General features: G+C 49.7%; 16 protein-coding genes. 14 read left to right on the top strand and 2 right to left on the bottom strand.

Annotated elements, in window-relative coordinates; all coding sequences use genetic code 11:
* Positions 1-431: 431 nt before the first annotated feature.
* Positions 432-2,411: a sensor histidine kinase gene (locus tag DEV76_RS06090; protein ID WP_109696148.1), complete on the bottom strand. Its 1,980-nt coding sequence runs from the start codon at positions 2,409-2,411 to the stop codon at positions 432-434.
* A 354-nt stretch (positions 2,412-2,765) separates the two neighbouring features.
* Between DEV76_RS06090 and DEV76_RS06085 the strand changes: the two genes are divergently transcribed.
* From DEV76_RS06085 to DEV76_RS06060, 6 genes are all read left to right on the top strand, one after another.
* Entirely contained in the window at positions 2,766-3,047 is a 282-nt protein-coding gene (locus tag DEV76_RS06085) for a hypothetical protein (protein WP_109696146.1), read from the top strand.
* Positions 3,048-3,118: 71 nt separating this feature from the next.
* Positions 3,119-3,343: a hypothetical protein gene (locus tag DEV76_RS06080; protein WP_109696144.1), complete on the top strand. Its 225-nt coding sequence runs from the start codon at positions 3,119-3,121 to the stop codon at positions 3,341-3,343.
* 162 nt (positions 3,344-3,505) lie between these two features.
* A complete protein-coding gene (locus DEV76_RS06075; protein WP_109696696.1) occupies positions 3,506-4,276 on the top strand; it encodes an exodeoxyribonuclease III in 771 nt (256 codons plus the stop codon).
* Positions 4,273-4,575 (top strand): DUF4286 family protein, encoded by a 303-nt coding sequence (locus tag DEV76_RS06070; protein ID WP_109696142.1) that lies wholly within the window; start codon positions 4,273-4,275, stop codon positions 4,573-4,575. Before DEV76_RS06075 ends, DEV76_RS06070 begins: the two co-directional genes overlap by 4 nt.
* A gap of 296 nt (positions 4,576-4,871) precedes the next feature.
* Positions 4,872-5,141 (top strand): HU family DNA-binding protein, encoded by a 270-nt coding sequence (locus tag DEV76_RS06065; RefSeq protein WP_109696140.1) that lies wholly within the window; start codon positions 4,872-4,874, stop codon positions 5,139-5,141.
* Positions 5,142-5,272: 131 nt separating this feature from the next.
* Entirely contained in the window at positions 5,273-5,383 is a 111-nt protein-coding gene (locus tag DEV76_RS06060) for a 30S ribosomal protein THX (RefSeq protein WP_109696138.1), read from the top strand.
* 87 nt (positions 5,384-5,470) lie between these two features.
* Here DEV76_RS06060 and pdxH read toward each other — a convergent pair whose 3' ends face one another.
* Positions 5,471-6,118: a pyridoxamine 5'-phosphate oxidase gene (gene pdxH / locus DEV76_RS06055; RefSeq protein ID WP_198651957.1), complete on the bottom strand. Its 648-nt coding sequence runs from the start codon at positions 6,116-6,118 to the stop codon at positions 5,471-5,473.
* A gap of 100 nt (positions 6,119-6,218) precedes the next feature.
* Between pdxH and DEV76_RS06050 the strand changes: the two genes are divergently transcribed.
* The 8 genes from DEV76_RS06050 to DEV76_RS06015 all read left to right on the top strand — a co-directional run bounded on the left by DEV76_RS06050 (position 6,219) and on the right by DEV76_RS06015 (position 16,155).
* The gene (locus DEV76_RS06050) at positions 6,219-7,334 is read left to right on the top strand and encodes a DUF3298 and DUF4163 domain-containing protein (protein WP_198651956.1); all 1,116 of its coding nucleotides are present in this window, start codon (positions 6,219-6,221) and stop codon (positions 7,332-7,334) included.
* A 51-nt stretch (positions 7,335-7,385) separates the two neighbouring features.
* Positions 7,386-8,531: a DUF3298 and DUF4163 domain-containing protein gene (locus DEV76_RS06045; protein ID WP_109696134.1), complete on the top strand. Its 1,146-nt coding sequence runs from the start codon at positions 7,386-7,388 to the stop codon at positions 8,529-8,531.
* The gene (locus tag DEV76_RS06040; RefSeq protein ID WP_109696132.1) at positions 8,528-11,683 is read left to right on the top strand and encodes an ATP-dependent helicase; all 3,156 of its coding nucleotides are present in this window, start codon (positions 8,528-8,530) and stop codon (positions 11,681-11,683) included. The genes DEV76_RS06045 and DEV76_RS06040 overlap by 4 nt, the downstream gene beginning before the upstream one ends.
* A 54-nt stretch (positions 11,684-11,737) precedes the next feature.
* Positions 11,738-13,219 carry an Ig-like domain-containing domain gene (locus tag DEV76_RS06035; protein WP_109696130.1) on the top strand — a complete coding sequence of 494 codons (1,482 nt, stop codon included), beginning with the start codon at positions 11,738-11,740 and terminating at the stop codon, positions 13,217-13,219.
* A 22-nt stretch (positions 13,220-13,241) separates the two neighbouring features.
* Complete coding sequence (recR, locus tag DEV76_RS06030; RefSeq protein WP_109696128.1) at positions 13,242-13,865, top strand: recombination mediator RecR; 624 nt, start codon at positions 13,242-13,244, stop codon at positions 13,863-13,865.
* Between the two features lie 76 nt (positions 13,866-13,941).
* Positions 13,942-14,463: a glutathione peroxidase gene (locus DEV76_RS06025; RefSeq protein WP_109696126.1), complete on the top strand. Its 522-nt coding sequence runs from the start codon at positions 13,942-13,944 to the stop codon at positions 14,461-14,463.
* A 6-nt stretch (positions 14,464-14,469) separates the two neighbouring features.
* Positions 14,470-14,997, top strand: coding sequence for a hypothetical protein (locus tag DEV76_RS06020; RefSeq protein WP_109696124.1), 528 nt, complete (start codon positions 14,470-14,472; stop codon positions 14,995-14,997).
* 21 nt (positions 14,998-15,018) lie between these two features.
* Positions 15,019-16,155, top strand: coding sequence for a DNA polymerase III subunit (locus DEV76_RS06015; RefSeq protein WP_109696122.1), 1,137 nt, complete (start codon positions 15,019-15,021; stop codon positions 16,153-16,155).
* Positions 16,156-16,234: the final 79 nt, after the last annotated feature.

Genomic DNA, 16,234 nt, shown 5'->3' with positions numbered 1-16,234 from the left:
TGCATCTGCTACATGGCGGAGACGAGCCGCTCCAGCCATGCAGCCATGATGCATCTAAAGGGACAAACAAATCAACAGAAGAAAGGCATTTATACAATTGTGATATTTTCCGGCTAAACCGCATATATTAAATGTTTGTATTAGTTATGTGTGACTTGTATAGCTTTCCCACCCCGCTTTCGCAACCATTACAACACATGCATGATGCATGCCGCTGCTAAGGCAGGACTTCAGGTAAGCGCAAGGCTTAAAGTAAAAGACTGTTTAACGTGACCCTATTCGGATCTTTGCCGGCGAGCACTCAACGGGGCTGCGTGAATGGCTCATGAAATTTCACCTGACGAGATTTTTATTGTCATTGTGAAACCTGGCGTCTCAAACAATGAGTGCAATTTAGGAGGCAATTCTGAAAAAACGGCCGTTCATTTTATTCAGTTTATTGGTATGGTATTTATTCCATTTTCGCCCAACATCAAAGTATATTCAAAGGTGGTATAGGATGCTCCGTCACTGCGGACGGATATTGAGCCCTCCATTTTTTCGATGAAATCCTTACAGATAATCAGTGCCAGTCCGGCTCCTCTGGCACTTTCGCGTGCATATTTGCCGGGCACTTTATACTCGAAGATGTGATAAATATCAAGCTCAGAAATCCCGGAACCGCCGTTGGTGACGGCAATAACCGCCCGTTCATTTTGTGCAGTAGCCCGGATGCTGACCGCACTTGCTTTCAGGGAAAACTTGATTGCATTATGCAAAAGATTGCGGTGTACGAACTGCATCATCTCCCGGTCTCCTTTCACCCTAAAACCATGCGGGATCGATACTTCAAGAGCCAGGCCCTTATCACGGATATCGGCGCTGTACAGCTCAACCACTTCCTGCCACAATTCTTCCAGCGAATGAGGCTCCGGATTATACTCGAAACCCGTCAGCTGCGAACGAATCCAGCTCAGGACTGTTTCAAACAATTGCAGCGTATCGCTTGCCATGGATGCGATGGTATTCGCAATCTCCCGGAACTGCTCAGGGCGCAGGTCTTTCTGCCTGAACAACTCTGCTACATTTATGATGTGACTCAGCGGCAGCCGGAAATCGTGCGCCAGAATCGTCAATAGCTTATTCTTGAAATCGTCGTGATGATGCAACAGCTGGTTCTTTTCAATTACCATACGATGTACTGTGCTGATCCGTTTCTTACTGATTTTGCTGTCGCGCTGGGAGCGGTAGGCAGTATAAAACAATACGCCTGACAATAAGAGGCAGAGCGCCATAAAAGCAAGAATCACAGCCCGGTTACGGCCTTCCATGCGGTCGTATGTTTCCGTTTGCTCCCGCATCTGGCGATCGAGCCGCAGATAACTGAGTTCCTGATCTCTTAGGAAAGATTCCATGTAATCCTGCTCCTGTTGTGAGCGCAGATTTTCCTGGTGCGAGGCAATTTCTTCCAGAATATCGGCATAACGGAGGGCGGAGGCGGGATCTGTTTTCTTATAATATTCGTACAGGGCAATAACCGGTTTTATCATCAGCTTTTTGTATCCGCCGGCCAGGGCGGCATCCAGCATGCGTTGCTGATAGAGGATAGAATCAGGACGTTTGGCAAAGGAAGCGTAAATAACCATTTGTGCATTGCCATACAGATCGAGGTAATGCATTTTCCCGGCAGCAGCGTGTGCGGTAAGTTTCTGAAGATCTTCCATAGCCTCATCCAGCTTATTCTCACGGACCTTTTCATGTGCAATGAAAAGGCCGGTATAGGTGATCATACGATCGTCGTGGTACCTCACGGCAATATCTCTCGCTTTGTGCAGGGCCCAGCGGGCGGAATCGGCTTTGGTGGAATCGCCGGAGAAAACGATATAGTAATTGGCGAGCATGGTGGACCAAACGGAGTCTTTCAGGAGCCTGCTGCCAACTCCCATGGCAGATTCCATATACTGGTGTGCCAGGGGCTTATTGCCTTCGTAGTGGTAATACCCGCCGATGCAATAGAGGGCGGTGCAAACCCCTGCGGAGTCGCCGAGGGAATTATAAAGGCTTAGGGCTTCCAGATAGAGGCGGTGGGCAACGGAGGAATTGTTCTGGAATGTGAAGCAGGCACCCAGGTTGATGCTGGCGTCTGCCAGTCCTTTCGGGTACTGGATGCGGCGGGACAGATCGCGGGCGTGTTCAGCATAACGGAGGCAGGAATCGAGATGCGTGACGTGATAGAGAGCGCTGATTTCGTTAAGGGCATCGTTGTATTGGTTACTGTCTTCCAAATTAACCAGGCGGCTTTTGAGCTGGTTGATGAGGGATGATTGCGCAGAAGTTGTGATGGTGGTTATCATCAGGCAAAAGATGATAAACAGGCCCTTTACGAAGGGTCGGGAGGGGCTGATGGAGGGAAAAGGGGCGACGCTGGTCATATCGTTGTGAGTTTCCGGAGTTAATCCGGCCGGCAAACATGGCGCTGCTTCTATAATTTACGCAAAAACCGGCACATCAATATGTTGTTTGACGGCCGGATTCTATGTTAATAACTTGTCAACGCCCCTTCCGTTCAAAAAATGAACAGAATCTACTGCTATTTGCCTGAAAATGAACAGAAATGAACGATCGTCGATCGATTGCATCACCGTAATTTACGGCCGTTAACGGAAATAGTATTCCCGTCCGATAATAGTCCGGTTCCATAAGTTGCCGCAGTCTGTATCCGGGATAAAGCATTTAACTGACCAAAAACACAACTATCTCGCTTTTTAACCAAACCTCCTATAATCATGGAAAACTTGCAAGTTCAACAATTCGGTTGCCAGGAACTCGACGCAACTACCGCACAGGAAGTGAACGGGGGCTTCCTTTCCCTCGGCCTTACTAACGTCAACGGTCAGATCACCGTTGGAGCACAACTTGACACCAACGCATTACTGGGCAGCCTTCCCGGCCTCCCCGGAACTGGCGGCGGCCTTCCCGGCCTCGGCGGTCTGGGCGCTCTGCTGGCTCCTGTGACCAACCTGCTCAACAGCCTGCTTGGCGGTTTGGGCGGTGGCCTCCTGCGCTAGTCGTAACCTGAACCCTGGTGGCGCCCGCGGTACTGGGCGCCACTATTCTTTTAACCATAAACCATCCTATCATGGAAAACTTGAATCTCCAGGAACTGGGTTGTGAAGAACTGACCCAACTCGAATCAATTGACACGCAAGGCGGTCTCGTTGACCTCAGCGGCCTCCTTAATGGTTTACTCGGCGGCATCCTTGGCGGCGGAGAAGGTAATCCCGTAGGCGGGCTTTTATCCACCGTGACTAACCTGCTTAACAGCATCCTCGGTGGTCTCGGTGGTATCGTTCGCCCGCTGTAAGCCGAAAACCGGTACTTTTTAATTTCATGCAATGCAAGTGGCTGCCGCCGTCAGGTGTCAGCCACTTCTCTTTACCCCTTCCCGCCTTATACCCTTCCCTTCTTTCTTTCCCTGCGCCCCCATTTCACCGAAACCTGTATTTTTGCCGCAAACATCATCAGCATGAGGATCGTCACATATAACGTCAACGGCCTGCGCTCGGCCATGACCAAAGGATTCACCGAATGGCTACAGTCTGACCCTGCAGACATCATTTGCCTCCAGGAAGTGAAAGCCCACCGCGAAAACGTGGACTTCCAGCAGTTTGAGAAGCTGGGATACCACGATTACTGGTATCCTGCCCAGAAAAAAGGTTACAGCGGCGTAGCCATCCTCTCCAGATTTAAACCGGATCATGTTCAATACGGCAACGGTTATATGCAAAGTGATGCGGAAGGAAGGGTAATCAGAGCCGATTACGGCGATATCACCGTCATTAACGCCTATTTCCCTTCCGGGACTACAGGAGAGGAAAGACAGACCTATAAATACCAATGGCTGGATGAATTTTACGACTACCTGCAGCTCCTCCGTAAAGAAAGGCCTAACCTGGTAGTTGTAGGAGATTACAACATTGCACACGAAGCGATCGATATCCACAATCCTTCTTCCAACAAAGATTCCTCCGGGTTTCTTCCCGAAGAACGCGCCTGGATGACCAAGCTGCTCAGCAACGGGTTTATTGACTCTTTCCGCAACTTCCACCCTGCTGCGGCAGACCAGTACTCCTGGTGGAGCTTCCGGGCCAACGCACGTAACAATAATAAGGGCTGGCGTATCGATTATATAAACGTTACCGAAGCCCTGCGCCCCCGCCTCGAAGATGCCGCCATCTGGCAGCAGGTGAAGCAAAGTGACCATTGTCCCGTATACCTTAAACTGAAAAAGGCATGATAATATATAACGTTACCACCAAGGTAACCCATGCAATTAACAACCGCTGGGTGCAGTGGATGAAGGAAGAACATATCCCGGATATAATGGCCACGGGCCTTTTCCATGATTATCGTATCTGCCGGCTGCTGGAGCAGGACGATTCGGAAGGGCCTACATATGCCACACAATACTTTATGGATACCCTTGAGAACTATTATACTTACCTCCAGGAACATGCTCCACGTATGCGCCAGCATGCGTTTGACCTGTTTGGGGACCAGTTTGTAGCCTTCAGGACCGTGATGCAGGTTGTATAACCATTATAACTTATCCACAGGAAATCCACTGTTTTAAATGAAGCGGTGTTTTGGCACAAAACTTGGCACAGGCGGGCATTTCAGGGCAAATAGCATTCAAACTCAATGCAGTAGCGCATTTCAGCAAAACGATGATACGCATCAATCGAACAAAGTGAACACCCGAATCTGCTGTAAACGTTACCTGTAGGGTTTTTCAGCCCTCGAAAAAAAATTCCTGAAATTTGGTAATCTTGTAAAAGGCTTTATATTTGCTCACATCAAACATTTTCTCACTAGTTAAATCTTAACTAACTATGAACAAAGCCGAATTGATTGAAAAAATTGCCAAAGACTCTGACATTACCAAGACTCAGGCTAACGATGCTCTCGACGCTTTCACCAAAGCAGTTACCGACACCCTGAAAAAAGGTGGTAAAGTAACTCTGGTTGGCTTCGGCACTTTCTCCGTATCTAAGCGTGCAGCTCGTAACGGCAGAAACCCCCAAACCGGTCAGATCATCAAGATCAAGGCTAAAAAAGTGGCTAAGTTCAAAGCCGGTAAAGCACTGTCTGACAAGATCTAATAGTTGGAGACCCAACTTTATTAAGCAAGGAACATCAAATGTTTCTTGCTTTTTTTATTTTTGCAGTCGGAAGACCTCCCACCGGGGTGCAATTCCGATTAACATTCATCAATTAAAAAAATCATTCGACCATGGGTAGAGGTGATATCAAAACCAAGAAAGGCAAGATCTCTAACGGATCTTTTGGTAAAAGCCGTCCGGCTAAAACCAAGAAAGCCGCCGCTGCAAAAAAGAAAGCTTAATTATCAGCAGCCAAAAATAACGGGGGATTCCGGACATGCGCCTTTACAGGCCAATGACCGGTATCCCCCTTGTTATATACGCCCGGATCAGGGCGCCAATCTCTCTATTTTCCAGCTACCATTTGCCTCCCGCGTATAACGCAGGCGGTCGTGCAGGCGACTGCTGCGCCCCTGCCAAAACTCCACTACTTCAGGTACTACCACATAACCACCCCAATGTGCAGGACGCTGCGGCGCATGCGCCAGGTACTGTGCCTCCAGGGATTTCACCTTTTCTTCCAGCACTTCCCGGCCGGGAATCACCTGGCTCTGAGGGCTCGCAATCGCCCCTATACGGCTGCCTACAGGGCGGGAATTGAAATATTCGTCGCTCACATCAGGCGGCACACGCATCACCTTTCCTTCCACCCGAACCTGCCGCTCCAGCTCTTTCCAGAAGAAAAGCAGCGTGGCACGGGGATTTTCCTCCAGTTCTTTGCCTTTGCGGCTTTCATAGTTAGTAAAAAAGAGGAATCCCTGCTCATCGAAGCTTTTCAGCAATACGATCCTGGCAGCGGGTTGCCCGCCAGCCGTACAGGTAGCCAGCGTCATTGCATTAGGTTCGTCGATTTCACCGGCCAGCACTTCCTGCCACCAGTGTTCGAACTGTTTCACCGGGTGCGAGGCTACTTCCCGCTCATTAAGCGTGGCACGGCGGTAATCCTGCCGGAGGTCTGCTATCTTCTGATTGATCATATTGGCTCCTTTTTTGCAAAATTACGGCTTATTGAACCTTATGAGGCTGATGCTTGTCTCTATAACGGGTAATTTTCATCAACATGTAAAAAACACCTCCATGCATAAATACCTCTTCCCCGCCATTATCCTCGCTTTAACTGCCTGCCAGCAAAGCCCGAAACCAGGCCAAAATACAGACAGTACCAGCACAACCACCGAACTGCCGGCCACCTGGGCTAAACGCTATAAAGGCACGCTGGCAGGGCAACCGGTAACGCTCCTGCTACAGCGTTCCGATTCTTCTGATGTACGTGGATGGTACGTCTACGATGCCCATGGCGAGCCTATTTCTCTTACTCCCGACTACAGCCGGGGGCCCGGTGACAGTATCATCCTTATGGAGGGATACAGCCAGGACGATAATACATTCCGTGGCATGGTATCGGCAGACGGGCACTTCAGGGGCAAGTGGCTCGGAACGAAAAACAATTATGATTTTGACCTGGTGGAAAACAATGACAGCGCCATCGTCTTCTCCCTCGTTTCTTACGAAGATTCTGCCCGACTCTTCCAGTCCAACGAAAACTCTCCCGTAGCCACCGTTTCCTCCTATACGGTTTGGCCAACCAGCGGAGCTGACGACGCTACCATCACCTTCCTTCAGCAAGCCCTCAATCCAGGACTTAAACCAGGTGAAACGGCTGCCCTGGGTCTTAAAAACGGGGCAGACTCCTTCCTTATCAGCTATAAAGGCAACGCAAAAGATGTAGATACCGCCGGCATGAACAACGGCCCATCCTGGAACTGGAGTGCTCAGGGTGGCGATGTTGTGACCTGGAACCAATTGCCGCTGTTAGCCATCGAGAGCTGGGCATACGACTTCACCGGGGGCGCCCATGGTAACGGGGGCTCTAATTTTGTAGTGTATGACCTCTCCCGCAAAAAGCAACTTACCATCACTGATGTATTTAAAGGCGGTTATAAACCCGCATTAACCACTGCACTGGAGAAGGCATACCGGAAAAGATTCAAGGTTCCGGCCAATCAAACACTCGAAGAAGCCGGACTTTTCGTGAAGAAGATTGAGCCGAACAACAACTTCTTTATCACCTCTCATGGCGTGGTATTCAGTTATACACCCTATGAAATCGCCTCCTACGCTTCGGGACAAATCTCCCTGTTTGTGCCCTGGGATGATATCAGACCGGTTGTACAGGAAGCTTACCTCCGCTAAGGCTCACATTCGCGCTTTTGTGGTAATTTACGCCCGTAATTACCGGCTATCATGAGAATGTTGATTTGTATGCTTGCGGCACTGGGAGGCCTTTCTGCCTGCCAGTCCGGGCAAAAGAAAAACGCTGAAACTACCGACAGTACAACCGTTGCTACCATTGCGCCGGTACAGGCCCCCGTTGCCGGTTCGTTTTACAAACAATTTAAAGGCACCCTCGCCGGGCAGCCCGTTACCCTGCAGCTGATCAAATACAACCCGGGCAAATATGAAGGCTGGTATGTATACGACAAAGTAGGTGAACCTATCGGCCTTTCTCTTGCACGGGAAACCGGCGACAGTCTGATCCTGGCTGAATACGCCGGTATCAACAACGAGAATATGCTGAGTGGTGCTTTTAATGGTATGCAATACCGTGGCACCTGGACCGGCAATGGTAAAACATTTGAGTTTGAGCTGACAGAGAATATGGACAATGCTATAGCCTTCGAGGTACATACATTCGAAGATTCGGCTAAGCTATTCCCCAACAAAGACAACTCCCCTATAGGCAGGGCCAGCGAAAGCATGGTTTGGCCCACTGGTGGGGCAGACCAGGCTACCATAGAATTCCTGCGCACCTCCCTCTACCCCGAACTTAAACCGGGAGAGATGCCTGTGCAGGCCATCAAATCTGCCGTTCTCGTATATCTTGAAAGTTATCAGGATAATGCAAAAGACATAGATACTACCGGCAATGAAGATGGCCCCGGCGCCTCCTGGAACTGGGAAACAAATTCCTCCGCCAGCGTTGTCTGGAACAAATTTCCGCTGCTTGCCGTTGCCAAACTGGGATACGAATACAGCGGAGGGGCACATGGCAACTATGGCACCTCTTTTGAAGCTTACGACCTCGCTGCGAAGAAAAAACTTACTGTTACTGACGTTTTCAAGCCCGGCTATAAACCCGTACTGGGCACCGCACTTGATAAATCTTTCCGCAAACTGTATAAAGTACCGGCCAATCAGCCGCTCGATGAAGCTTACCTTTTCAAAAAGCACATCGAGCCAAACGAGAATTTTTATCTGACCGACAAAGGCGTTGTTTTCAACTTCGTCCCTTATGAGATAGCAGCCTACGCCGTAGGACAGATCACACTGTTCGTGCCCTGGAGCGACATCCGGGCCATCGTACAGGACACATATTTACCAAAACCATGAGCAATCCGCAACAGGAACAATATAATCAACGATACGACGAAGTATACGCACGCCTTAACAGCGCGCAGCGGGAGGCGGTAGACAATACCGAAGGACCTGTAATGGTGATTGCCGGCCCGGGAACGGGTAAAACCCAGATCCTGGCATCCCGCATCGGCAAGATCCTCCGTGATACCGACTTCCTCCCCCACAATATTCTCTGCCTTACCTACACCGACGCAGGCACCGTTGCCATGCGCAAGCGGCTTACCGATTTTATCGGCCCGGATGCCTACCGCGTCAACATCCATACCTTCCACTCGTTTTGTAATGAAGTGATTCAGGACAACCTGTCGCTTTTTGAGAAAAACGTATTGGATCCTATCTCCGATCTGGAGAAAATTCAGCTGCTTAAAACCCTTATAGACGGGTTTACCAAAGAAAATCCGCTTAAGCGTTACCGTGGCGATGTTTATTATGACATGCGCAACCTCGCCGGCCTGTTTTCAACCATGAAGCGGGAAGGCTGGACAGTTCCCTTTATCCGGGAGCGTGTGGAAGTGTATGTGGAAAGTCTGCCTGAGCGCGAAGAATACACCTACAAACGTAATCAGGGCCGGTTTAAGAAAGGCGACCTGAAGCAGGATAAGATTGCGAATGAACGGGAGAAGATGGCCCGGTTACTGGCAGCAGTGGAGCAGTTCGACGTGTTTCAGCAGCTGATGCACAAAGCCAACCGTTACGACTTCGATGATATGATCAACTGGGTGATCCGCGTATTTCGTGAAAACCCTAACCTGTTGCTCGATTATAAAGAGCGGTTTCAATACATACTGGTGGATGAATATCAGGATACCAGCGGTACCCAGAACATGCTTATTGGTCTGCTAACAAGCGGTGAAGAAAAGCCGAACGTATTTGTGGTGGGCGACGACGATCAGTCTATTTATCGCTTTCAGGGGGCCAACGTGGAAAATATGGAGCAATTCGCCAACGATCATCTTGCGCATGACCTGCGCACAGTGGTACTGACGGAAAACTACCGCTCCGTGCAAAACATCCTGGACGTGTCCATGTCTGTAATTGCCCATAATGAAGGCTCCCGGCTGGTAGATAAGCTACCCGGCCTCAGCAAGCAACTGAGAGCAGCAAACGACAAGCTGACACCCCTTAATATTCCGCCGGTTATCCGCCGTTACAATACGCCCCGCGATGAAATGGTGCATATAACACTCGAAGTGGAGCGTATACTTGCAAAGGGCGTTATGCCCGGGAAAATCGCAGTTATCTACAAAGAGAACAAGTATGGCGAAGAGCTGGCACAATACTTCCGGCTCAAAGGCGTGCCATTCTTTTCCAAAAGAAATCAGAATTTATTCGAAATACCCTTTGCCCGGAAAATCCTGCAGATCCTCCGGTATATCGCCCGTGAGCTGGAAACGCCTTACAGCGGTGACGATATTCTTTTCGAGCTGATGCACTACGATTTTTACAAAGTACCCCCTATTGAAACCGCGCGCATCAGTATAGAAGTTGCAGAAAAGGGATACAGCGAAAAATCCTCCATCCGCAAATACCTGCAGGAATGGGTGAACACCCGCAACCCAACACTGTTTTCCCTCGCACCGCACGATGATGCGCTGCGACTGGGGCGCCTCCTCGAGAAATGGATAGGCGATGCACATAACATCACCCTGCAGCAGTTGTTTTCCTCCATCATAAGCGAAGGCGGCATTCTTTCATACATCCTTGCCAGCCCGGAAAAGATATGGCTCATGAAAGTGTTGCAGGCGCTGTTCGACTTCGTAAAAGAGGAAACCCGCCGCCATCCAGACATGACTATTGTAAAGCTCCTCGAAACCATCGACCTGATGGAATCCAACGGTCTGTCTATCCCACTCATCCAGGTTTCCGGTAATGAAAAAGGGGTTAACCTGCTCACTGCCCATGGATCCAAAGGACTGGAATTCGAATATGTATTCCTGACAGGCGTTACCTCCAACATCTGGGAAGACAAGAAAAAAATGAGCGGGGGCTTTTCGTTCCCTGATACGGTTTTTACCACGGAAGCCACTTCCACCGATCAGCAGGAACTGCGGCGCTTATTTTATGTGGCACTCACCCGGGCGGAAAAGCATCTGTATATCTCCTACCCCGACTTTAAGCAGGACGGGAAGCCACTGGTACCCAGTGTTTTCGTGGCCGAGATCCAGCAGTATCACAATCTGAGCGTAGTTCCGGTAACCATGGACGACGAAACCATGTTCCAGTTCGAGATCCTGCAATATGGAAAGGAACAGGCACCGGAAATCGAAAAAGTGGATCAGTTGTTTATAGATACCCTGCTGAGCGGCTTTACCATGAACGTAACGGCGCTCAATAATTACCTGCATTGCCCGCTGGCGTTCTTTTACCAGAACCTGCTCCGCGTACCTTCTGGCCGTTCGGAGAACACCGAATTTGGCTCCGCGGTGCACTTTGCACTGGAGAAGCTTTTCCAGAAAATGCAGGAGAAAAACGAATTCCCGCCAAAGGAAGAGTTTATCAAAGACTTCCGCTACAGCATGCTCCGCAGCCGCGAAGCCTTCACCAAAGAGGCCTTTAACCGGCGGATGGAATACGGGGAAGATATCCTGACCAATTATTATGACAAATACCTCCCCCACTGGAACCGTATTGTGAGCATTGAGCGCAATATCCGGAACGTAGTAGTGAACGGCGTGCCGCTTAAAGGGAAGATCGACAAGCTCGAATTCAACGGCAGTGAAATTAATGTGGTGGATTATAAGACGGGGGATTATGAGAAAACGAAGAAAGACCTGAAGAAGTTTGACAGGCCCAACGACCGCAATCCCAACGGCGGCGACTATTGGAGACAGGCCGTTTTCTATAAAATCCTGCTCGACAACTACAAGCAGAAGAACTGGCATGTGGTAAGTACCGAGTTTGATTTCGTGGAACCGAATAAACAGAAGGAATACTTTAAAGAGAAGATCGACATCCTGCCGGAAGACATTACCACCGTGAACCAGCAGATCCGCGAAACCTGGATCCATATCCAGAATAAGGACTTTTATACCGGCTGTGGCAAAGAGGACTGCCGCTGGTGCAACTTCGTGAAAGACAATAAACTGGAAGTGGCGTTGCACACCCTGGTAGAGGAGGAAGAGTAAATAATGGCCAACAAGCAGTAAGTTTGCAAATCATAAATTCAGCGAAAAGGAATCATGAATCAATATAAACTGGGCTGGTTTGGCTCATGGATATTACTGGTAGTGTGCGGCATGTTTTTCTCGCGTTGCGCCAATATTGTGCCGCCCGGAGGCGGGCCGCGGGATACCCTTGCCCCAAGAGTACTCCATATATCCCCTCCCGATTCTACCCTCGGGTTCAATGAAAAGGAGGTTACCTTCAGGTTCAACGAGTATGTGGAGCTGGAAAACGTGCTGGAGAAACTGATCGTATCGCCTACGCTGAAGCGCACCCCTACTATTACAGCCAAGCTGCGTACTATCACCATGGTCATAAAGGACTCCCTGCAGCCCAATACCACCTACACTTTTAACTTCGGTGACGCCGTAAAGGACGTAAACGAACGTAATCCCATTGAGGACTTCCAATATGTAGTATCTACCGGCGATTACCTGGACTCCCTTACCCTCACCGGCACCATTCTCATCGCAGAAACCGGCAAACCGGATAGTAACGTGGCGGTAATGTTATATTCCAACATCCTGGAAGACAGTGTGGTATCGAAGGAAAAGCCACTGTACCTCGCTAAAACCAAGGGTAACGGCAGTTATCGTTTCAAGAACCTGAAACCTGGCAAATACCGGATTTTCGCCCTCAAGGAAGAAGACCGGGATTTTCAATATACCCAGCCCGATGAGCTGATCGCTTTCCGCGAGGAGCCAATCGATCTGCAGGAAGCCATGACGGATATTAATATGTCGCTTTTCAAAGAGCCGGATTCTCTCCGACCCAAGTATGAGGAATTGGACCTCCCGGCTGAACCTGAACCGCAGCAGGAGAAGGAGAAAAAGAAAGACGACAAGAAAAAACCCAAATTGCTGGCCAGTGCAGAGCTGAATGGTGGCCGGCAGGAACTGGGAGACAGTCTTGTTCTGTCTTTCAACTTCCCGCTGCGCAGCCTCGATTCGGGTGCTATCTCCCTGCTGGAAGACACAACACTCCGCCCCGTGAAGTTTAGCGTGAGTGTGGCAGATACCACGCAGAAACGGTTTAAACTCGCTTATAACTGGAAACCGGGTAAACCTTACCAACTGATCCTCCCTGCAGGTTTCGCGACCGATACTACCGGCCTCCAGACCGCCAAGGCCGACACCGTTCGTTTTGAAGCCAAAATGCTGGACGACTACGGAACGGTTACCGTACAGCTTAGTATCAGCGACAGTGCAAAAGTACTGCTCCCCCAAAGCGACACCAGCTACCAGTTTGTGGTTCAGCTGGTTACCGGTGGAAAGGAAGTGAAGTATACCGGTGTGGTGAAGAACGGTAAATGGGAGCGCGGGCTTATCCAGCCCGGGGAGTATGAAATCCGCGTGATTGTGGACCGTAACTTCAATGGCCAGTGGGATACAGGCATCTATTACCGCAACCCGAAAAAGCAGCCGGAAACCGTATTTACCTTCAAAGAGCCCATCAACGTCAAAAAGAACTGGACGGTGCCCACTAACGTCAAACTATAGCCATTATCCGTAATTTTGCCGTATGATCTTCTCTTCCGCATTGATAGAAAATGCCGTCAGCGAGTTTGCGCGCCTTCCGGGTGTGGGCAAAAAAACTGCTTTACGGCTGGTGCTTCACCTGCTGAAGCAGGATACAGCCCAGGTGGAACTGTTTGCGGATGTTATCGCTAAAATGCGCCGCCAGATCAAATTCTGCAAAACCTGCCACAACGTTTCCGACGAAGATATCTGTACCATTTGTGGCAACGCTTCGCGTAATCATAAAGTGGTTTGCGTAGTGGAATCCATCCGTGATGTGATCGCTATCGAGAACACCCAGCAGTTCAATGGCGTGTACCATGTACTGGGGGGCATCATCTCCCCGATCGATGGTATTGGCCCCGACCAGCTGCAGATCCACTCGCTGGTGGAGCGTGTACAGCAATATGGTGTGGAAGAAGTGATCATGGCACTCAGTCCAACTATCGAAGGCGATACTACGATTTACTACTTATCAAAGAAGCTGAAAGATTACCCTGTGAAAGTGACTACCATTGCACGTGGCATCGCTTTCGGAGGCGAACTGGAATATGCGGATGAAATGACGCTGGCGCGGTCTCTTACAAACCGCCTCCCGCTCGAAAACTATCTCCAGCAAGGCAAATAAGCTTGCATTTCCGGAAGGGCGGCTTATCTTTACAACCGGTTATTAACCATATTTCACCCCCTTAAACTGCCAGATCATGCTCAAATTAATGCTGCTTTCCGCATTTTTCTCTATCGCTTTCGGCAATGTTTATGATTTTAAAGTTGACGCGCTCGAAGGCGGAAAGATCGATTTCTCCAAATACAAAGGCAAAAAGATCCTCATCGTAAACACAGCCTCCCAGTGTGGTAATACGCCCCAATACGCTGAACTGGAGAAACTCTATAAAAAGTACCAGAAGAAACTTGTTATCATAGGCTTCCCTGCCAACAACTTTGGTGGTCAGGAGCCGGGGTCTAATGCTGAAATCAAAGCATTCTGTTCTAAGGAATACGCCGTTACATTCCCCATGGCGGCCAAAATATCTGTTAAAGGCAGCGACATCCATCCGCTGTACAAATGGCTGACAGAAGAAGCCAAAGCTAAACAACTCGCCCCTGAAGAGGTAACCTGGAACTTCCAGAAGTACCTGCTCAACGAAAAGGGTGAGCTGATCGCCGTTTTCAAGCCCCGAACCTCCCCCACTTCCGACGAAGTGCTGGAGGCCATAGAAAAATAATACGACATGAAGAAACACCTACTGTACTCCTTCGCAGCGCTCAGCTGTGCTGCAGGCCTATGCCCCTCCTGCTCAGACTACGACAAAACACTGCTCGACAATTGCGAGCGCACTTCCATCAATGTGGTTTACAATAACCAGTACGTACCCCTTAAAATGCTCAGTGCCACGCTCGTACGCCAGCCTGGTGCAAAGGTCCTGAGCCAGGAAGCTTATTTCAGTGACTCCGTTAAGCTGCTCCTGAAAGTTACCGATACCGCCTGGGCCGCAGGTGGCGGGCAGGGGCACGACAGTCTTACCCTTGGCACTTACCGTTATGTCCGCAATAGCAAAGATACCCTGGGCAGGGTTATAGCAGGGTTCAGGCAGGGAACGCAGCTGCAATGGCTACCTACAGACTCTTCCGCTATTACCATCAGTGCTGTGGATGTAAAACGGCGGACTGTAACCGGCCGTTATTACCTCCGTACTGTTTCACCTGCAATGGTGATCTCCGGGGAATTCAGCGAGGTTTGTTTGCTGTCGATCCCATAATTATGCCTTATTTTTACGGCCATGTTTTTCGCGGATATTATAGGACAGGAAGCAACCCGTACTCAGATTTTGCATGCGGTTGAAAACAACCGGCTCAGCCACGCCATGATCATGCTAGCCCCGGAAGGAGCTGGCGGTTTACCCATGGGCCTCGCTTTTGCCCAGTATCTCGTTTGTGAAGACCGTCAGGAAAATGACGCTTGTGGTAAATGCCAGGCATGCGTGAAAGCCGCCAGGTACATCCATCCCGATATCCATTTTTCCTATCCCGTGATCCCCCGCAAATCGGGCGATAAGCCCGTGAGTACGGATTACGCTGCTGAATGGAGGGATTTTATTGCCCAACAGCCATATGGTAATGCTTACGACTGGCTTCAGTTCATAGGTGCTGAAAATAAACAGGGCAACATCACCGCCCATGAATGCCAGGATATTATCCGCAAGCTGAACCTGAAAAGCTTTGAAAGCAAGTATAAGATATTACTCATGTGGATGCCGGAGTATCTCGGAAATGAGGGTAACCGGCTGCTGAAGCTCATCGAGGAACCACCGGTTAATACGGTTTTCATCCTCGTGGCGGAAAACCAGGAGCAGATACTGGCCACCATCCTGTCGCGCACCCAACTGATAAAGGTGCACCCGCTGGGGAAAGATGAGATCGTGAAAGCCCTGGTACAAAGGAACGGGGTGCCGGAAACCCGGGCAAGGCAGATCGCTACCATTGCTTCCGGTAATTACCGGGAAGCCATGCACCTGCTCAACCATTCTGATAACGACTACCACGATTTATTGCGTAACTGGCTGAATGCCATCTTCATGCAAAATCGGGCAGGACTGCAGGAATGGGTAGACAATATGTCGAGCGCCAAAATGGGCCGTGAAAACCAAAAGCAGTTTATCCGATACTTCATCAACGTACTGGAGCATAGCCTCCGGGTACAATATATGGACCCTTCCCAGCTGGCCTTCTCTCCCGAAGAGATCGATTTTGCAGAGAAGCTGAAAAAACTTGCCAACCTCGGGCAAATGGGAAAGATCATGGATGAGCTGGACAATGCATACTATCACATCGAAAGGAATGCTAACGGTAAAATCCTGTTTCATGCCCTGTCCATCAGGCTTCAGTACATCTTCAAAGGCCGATCCCTGCCTGTTTAGCTGTCAACAAATTAATGTACCTTTGTCCGGCTATTTCCCTATACGGCCCTTTCGAATCTGAAAGTAAATATGTACTTTT

This window comes from Chitinophaga deserti (assembly GCF_003149455.1).
GTDB lineage: Bacteria > Bacteroidota > Bacteroidia > Chitinophagales > Chitinophagaceae > Chitinophaga > Chitinophaga deserti.
The sequence above is the reverse complement of the archived record's forward strand: the minus strand, read 5'-3'. Positions and strand labels throughout refer to the sequence as shown.

Excerpts from the sequence above, each read along its gene's own strand:
- DEV76_RS06090 (WP_109696148.1), bottom strand. The coding sequence starts at position 2,411 with ATGACCAGCGTCGCCCCTTTTCCCTCCATCAGCCCCTCCCGACCCTTC.
- DEV76_RS06085 (WP_109696146.1), top strand. The coding sequence starts at position 2,766 with ATGGAAAACTTGCAAGTTCAACAATTCGGTTGCCAGGAACTCGACGCA.
- DEV76_RS06080 (WP_109696144.1), top strand. The coding sequence starts at position 3,119 with ATGGAAAACTTGAATCTCCAGGAACTGGGTTGTGAAGAACTGACCCAA.
- DEV76_RS06075 (WP_109696696.1), top strand. The coding sequence starts at position 3,506 with ATGAGGATCGTCACATATAACGTCAACGGCCTGCGCTCGGCCATGACC.
- DEV76_RS06070 (WP_109696142.1), top strand. The coding sequence starts at position 4,273 with ATGATAATATATAACGTTACCACCAAGGTAACCCATGCAATTAACAAC.
- DEV76_RS06065 (WP_109696140.1), top strand. The coding sequence starts at position 4,872 with ATGAACAAAGCCGAATTGATTGAAAAAATTGCCAAAGACTCTGACATT.
- DEV76_RS06060 (WP_109696138.1), top strand. The coding sequence starts at position 5,273 with ATGGGTAGAGGTGATATCAAAACCAAGAAAGGCAAGATCTCTAACGGA.
- pdxH (WP_198651957.1), bottom strand. The coding sequence starts at position 6,118 with ATGATCAATCAGAAGATAGCAGACCTCCGGCAGGATTACCGCCGTGCC.
- DEV76_RS06050 (WP_198651956.1), top strand. The coding sequence starts at position 6,219 with ATGCATAAATACCTCTTCCCCGCCATTATCCTCGCTTTAACTGCCTGC.
- DEV76_RS06045 (WP_109696134.1), top strand. The coding sequence starts at position 7,386 with ATGAGAATGTTGATTTGTATGCTTGCGGCACTGGGAGGCCTTTCTGCC.
- DEV76_RS06040 (WP_109696132.1), top strand. The coding sequence starts at position 8,528 with ATGAGCAATCCGCAACAGGAACAATATAATCAACGATACGACGAAGTA.
- DEV76_RS06035 (WP_109696130.1), top strand. The coding sequence starts at position 11,738 with ATGAATCAATATAAACTGGGCTGGTTTGGCTCATGGATATTACTGGTA.
- recR (WP_109696128.1), top strand. The coding sequence starts at position 13,242 with ATGATCTTCTCTTCCGCATTGATAGAAAATGCCGTCAGCGAGTTTGCG.
- DEV76_RS06025 (WP_109696126.1), top strand. The coding sequence starts at position 13,942 with ATGCTCAAATTAATGCTGCTTTCCGCATTTTTCTCTATCGCTTTCGGC.
- DEV76_RS06020 (WP_109696124.1), top strand. The coding sequence starts at position 14,470 with ATGAAGAAACACCTACTGTACTCCTTCGCAGCGCTCAGCTGTGCTGCA.
- DEV76_RS06015 (WP_109696122.1), top strand. The coding sequence starts at position 15,019 with ATGTTTTTCGCGGATATTATAGGACAGGAAGCAACCCGTACTCAGATT.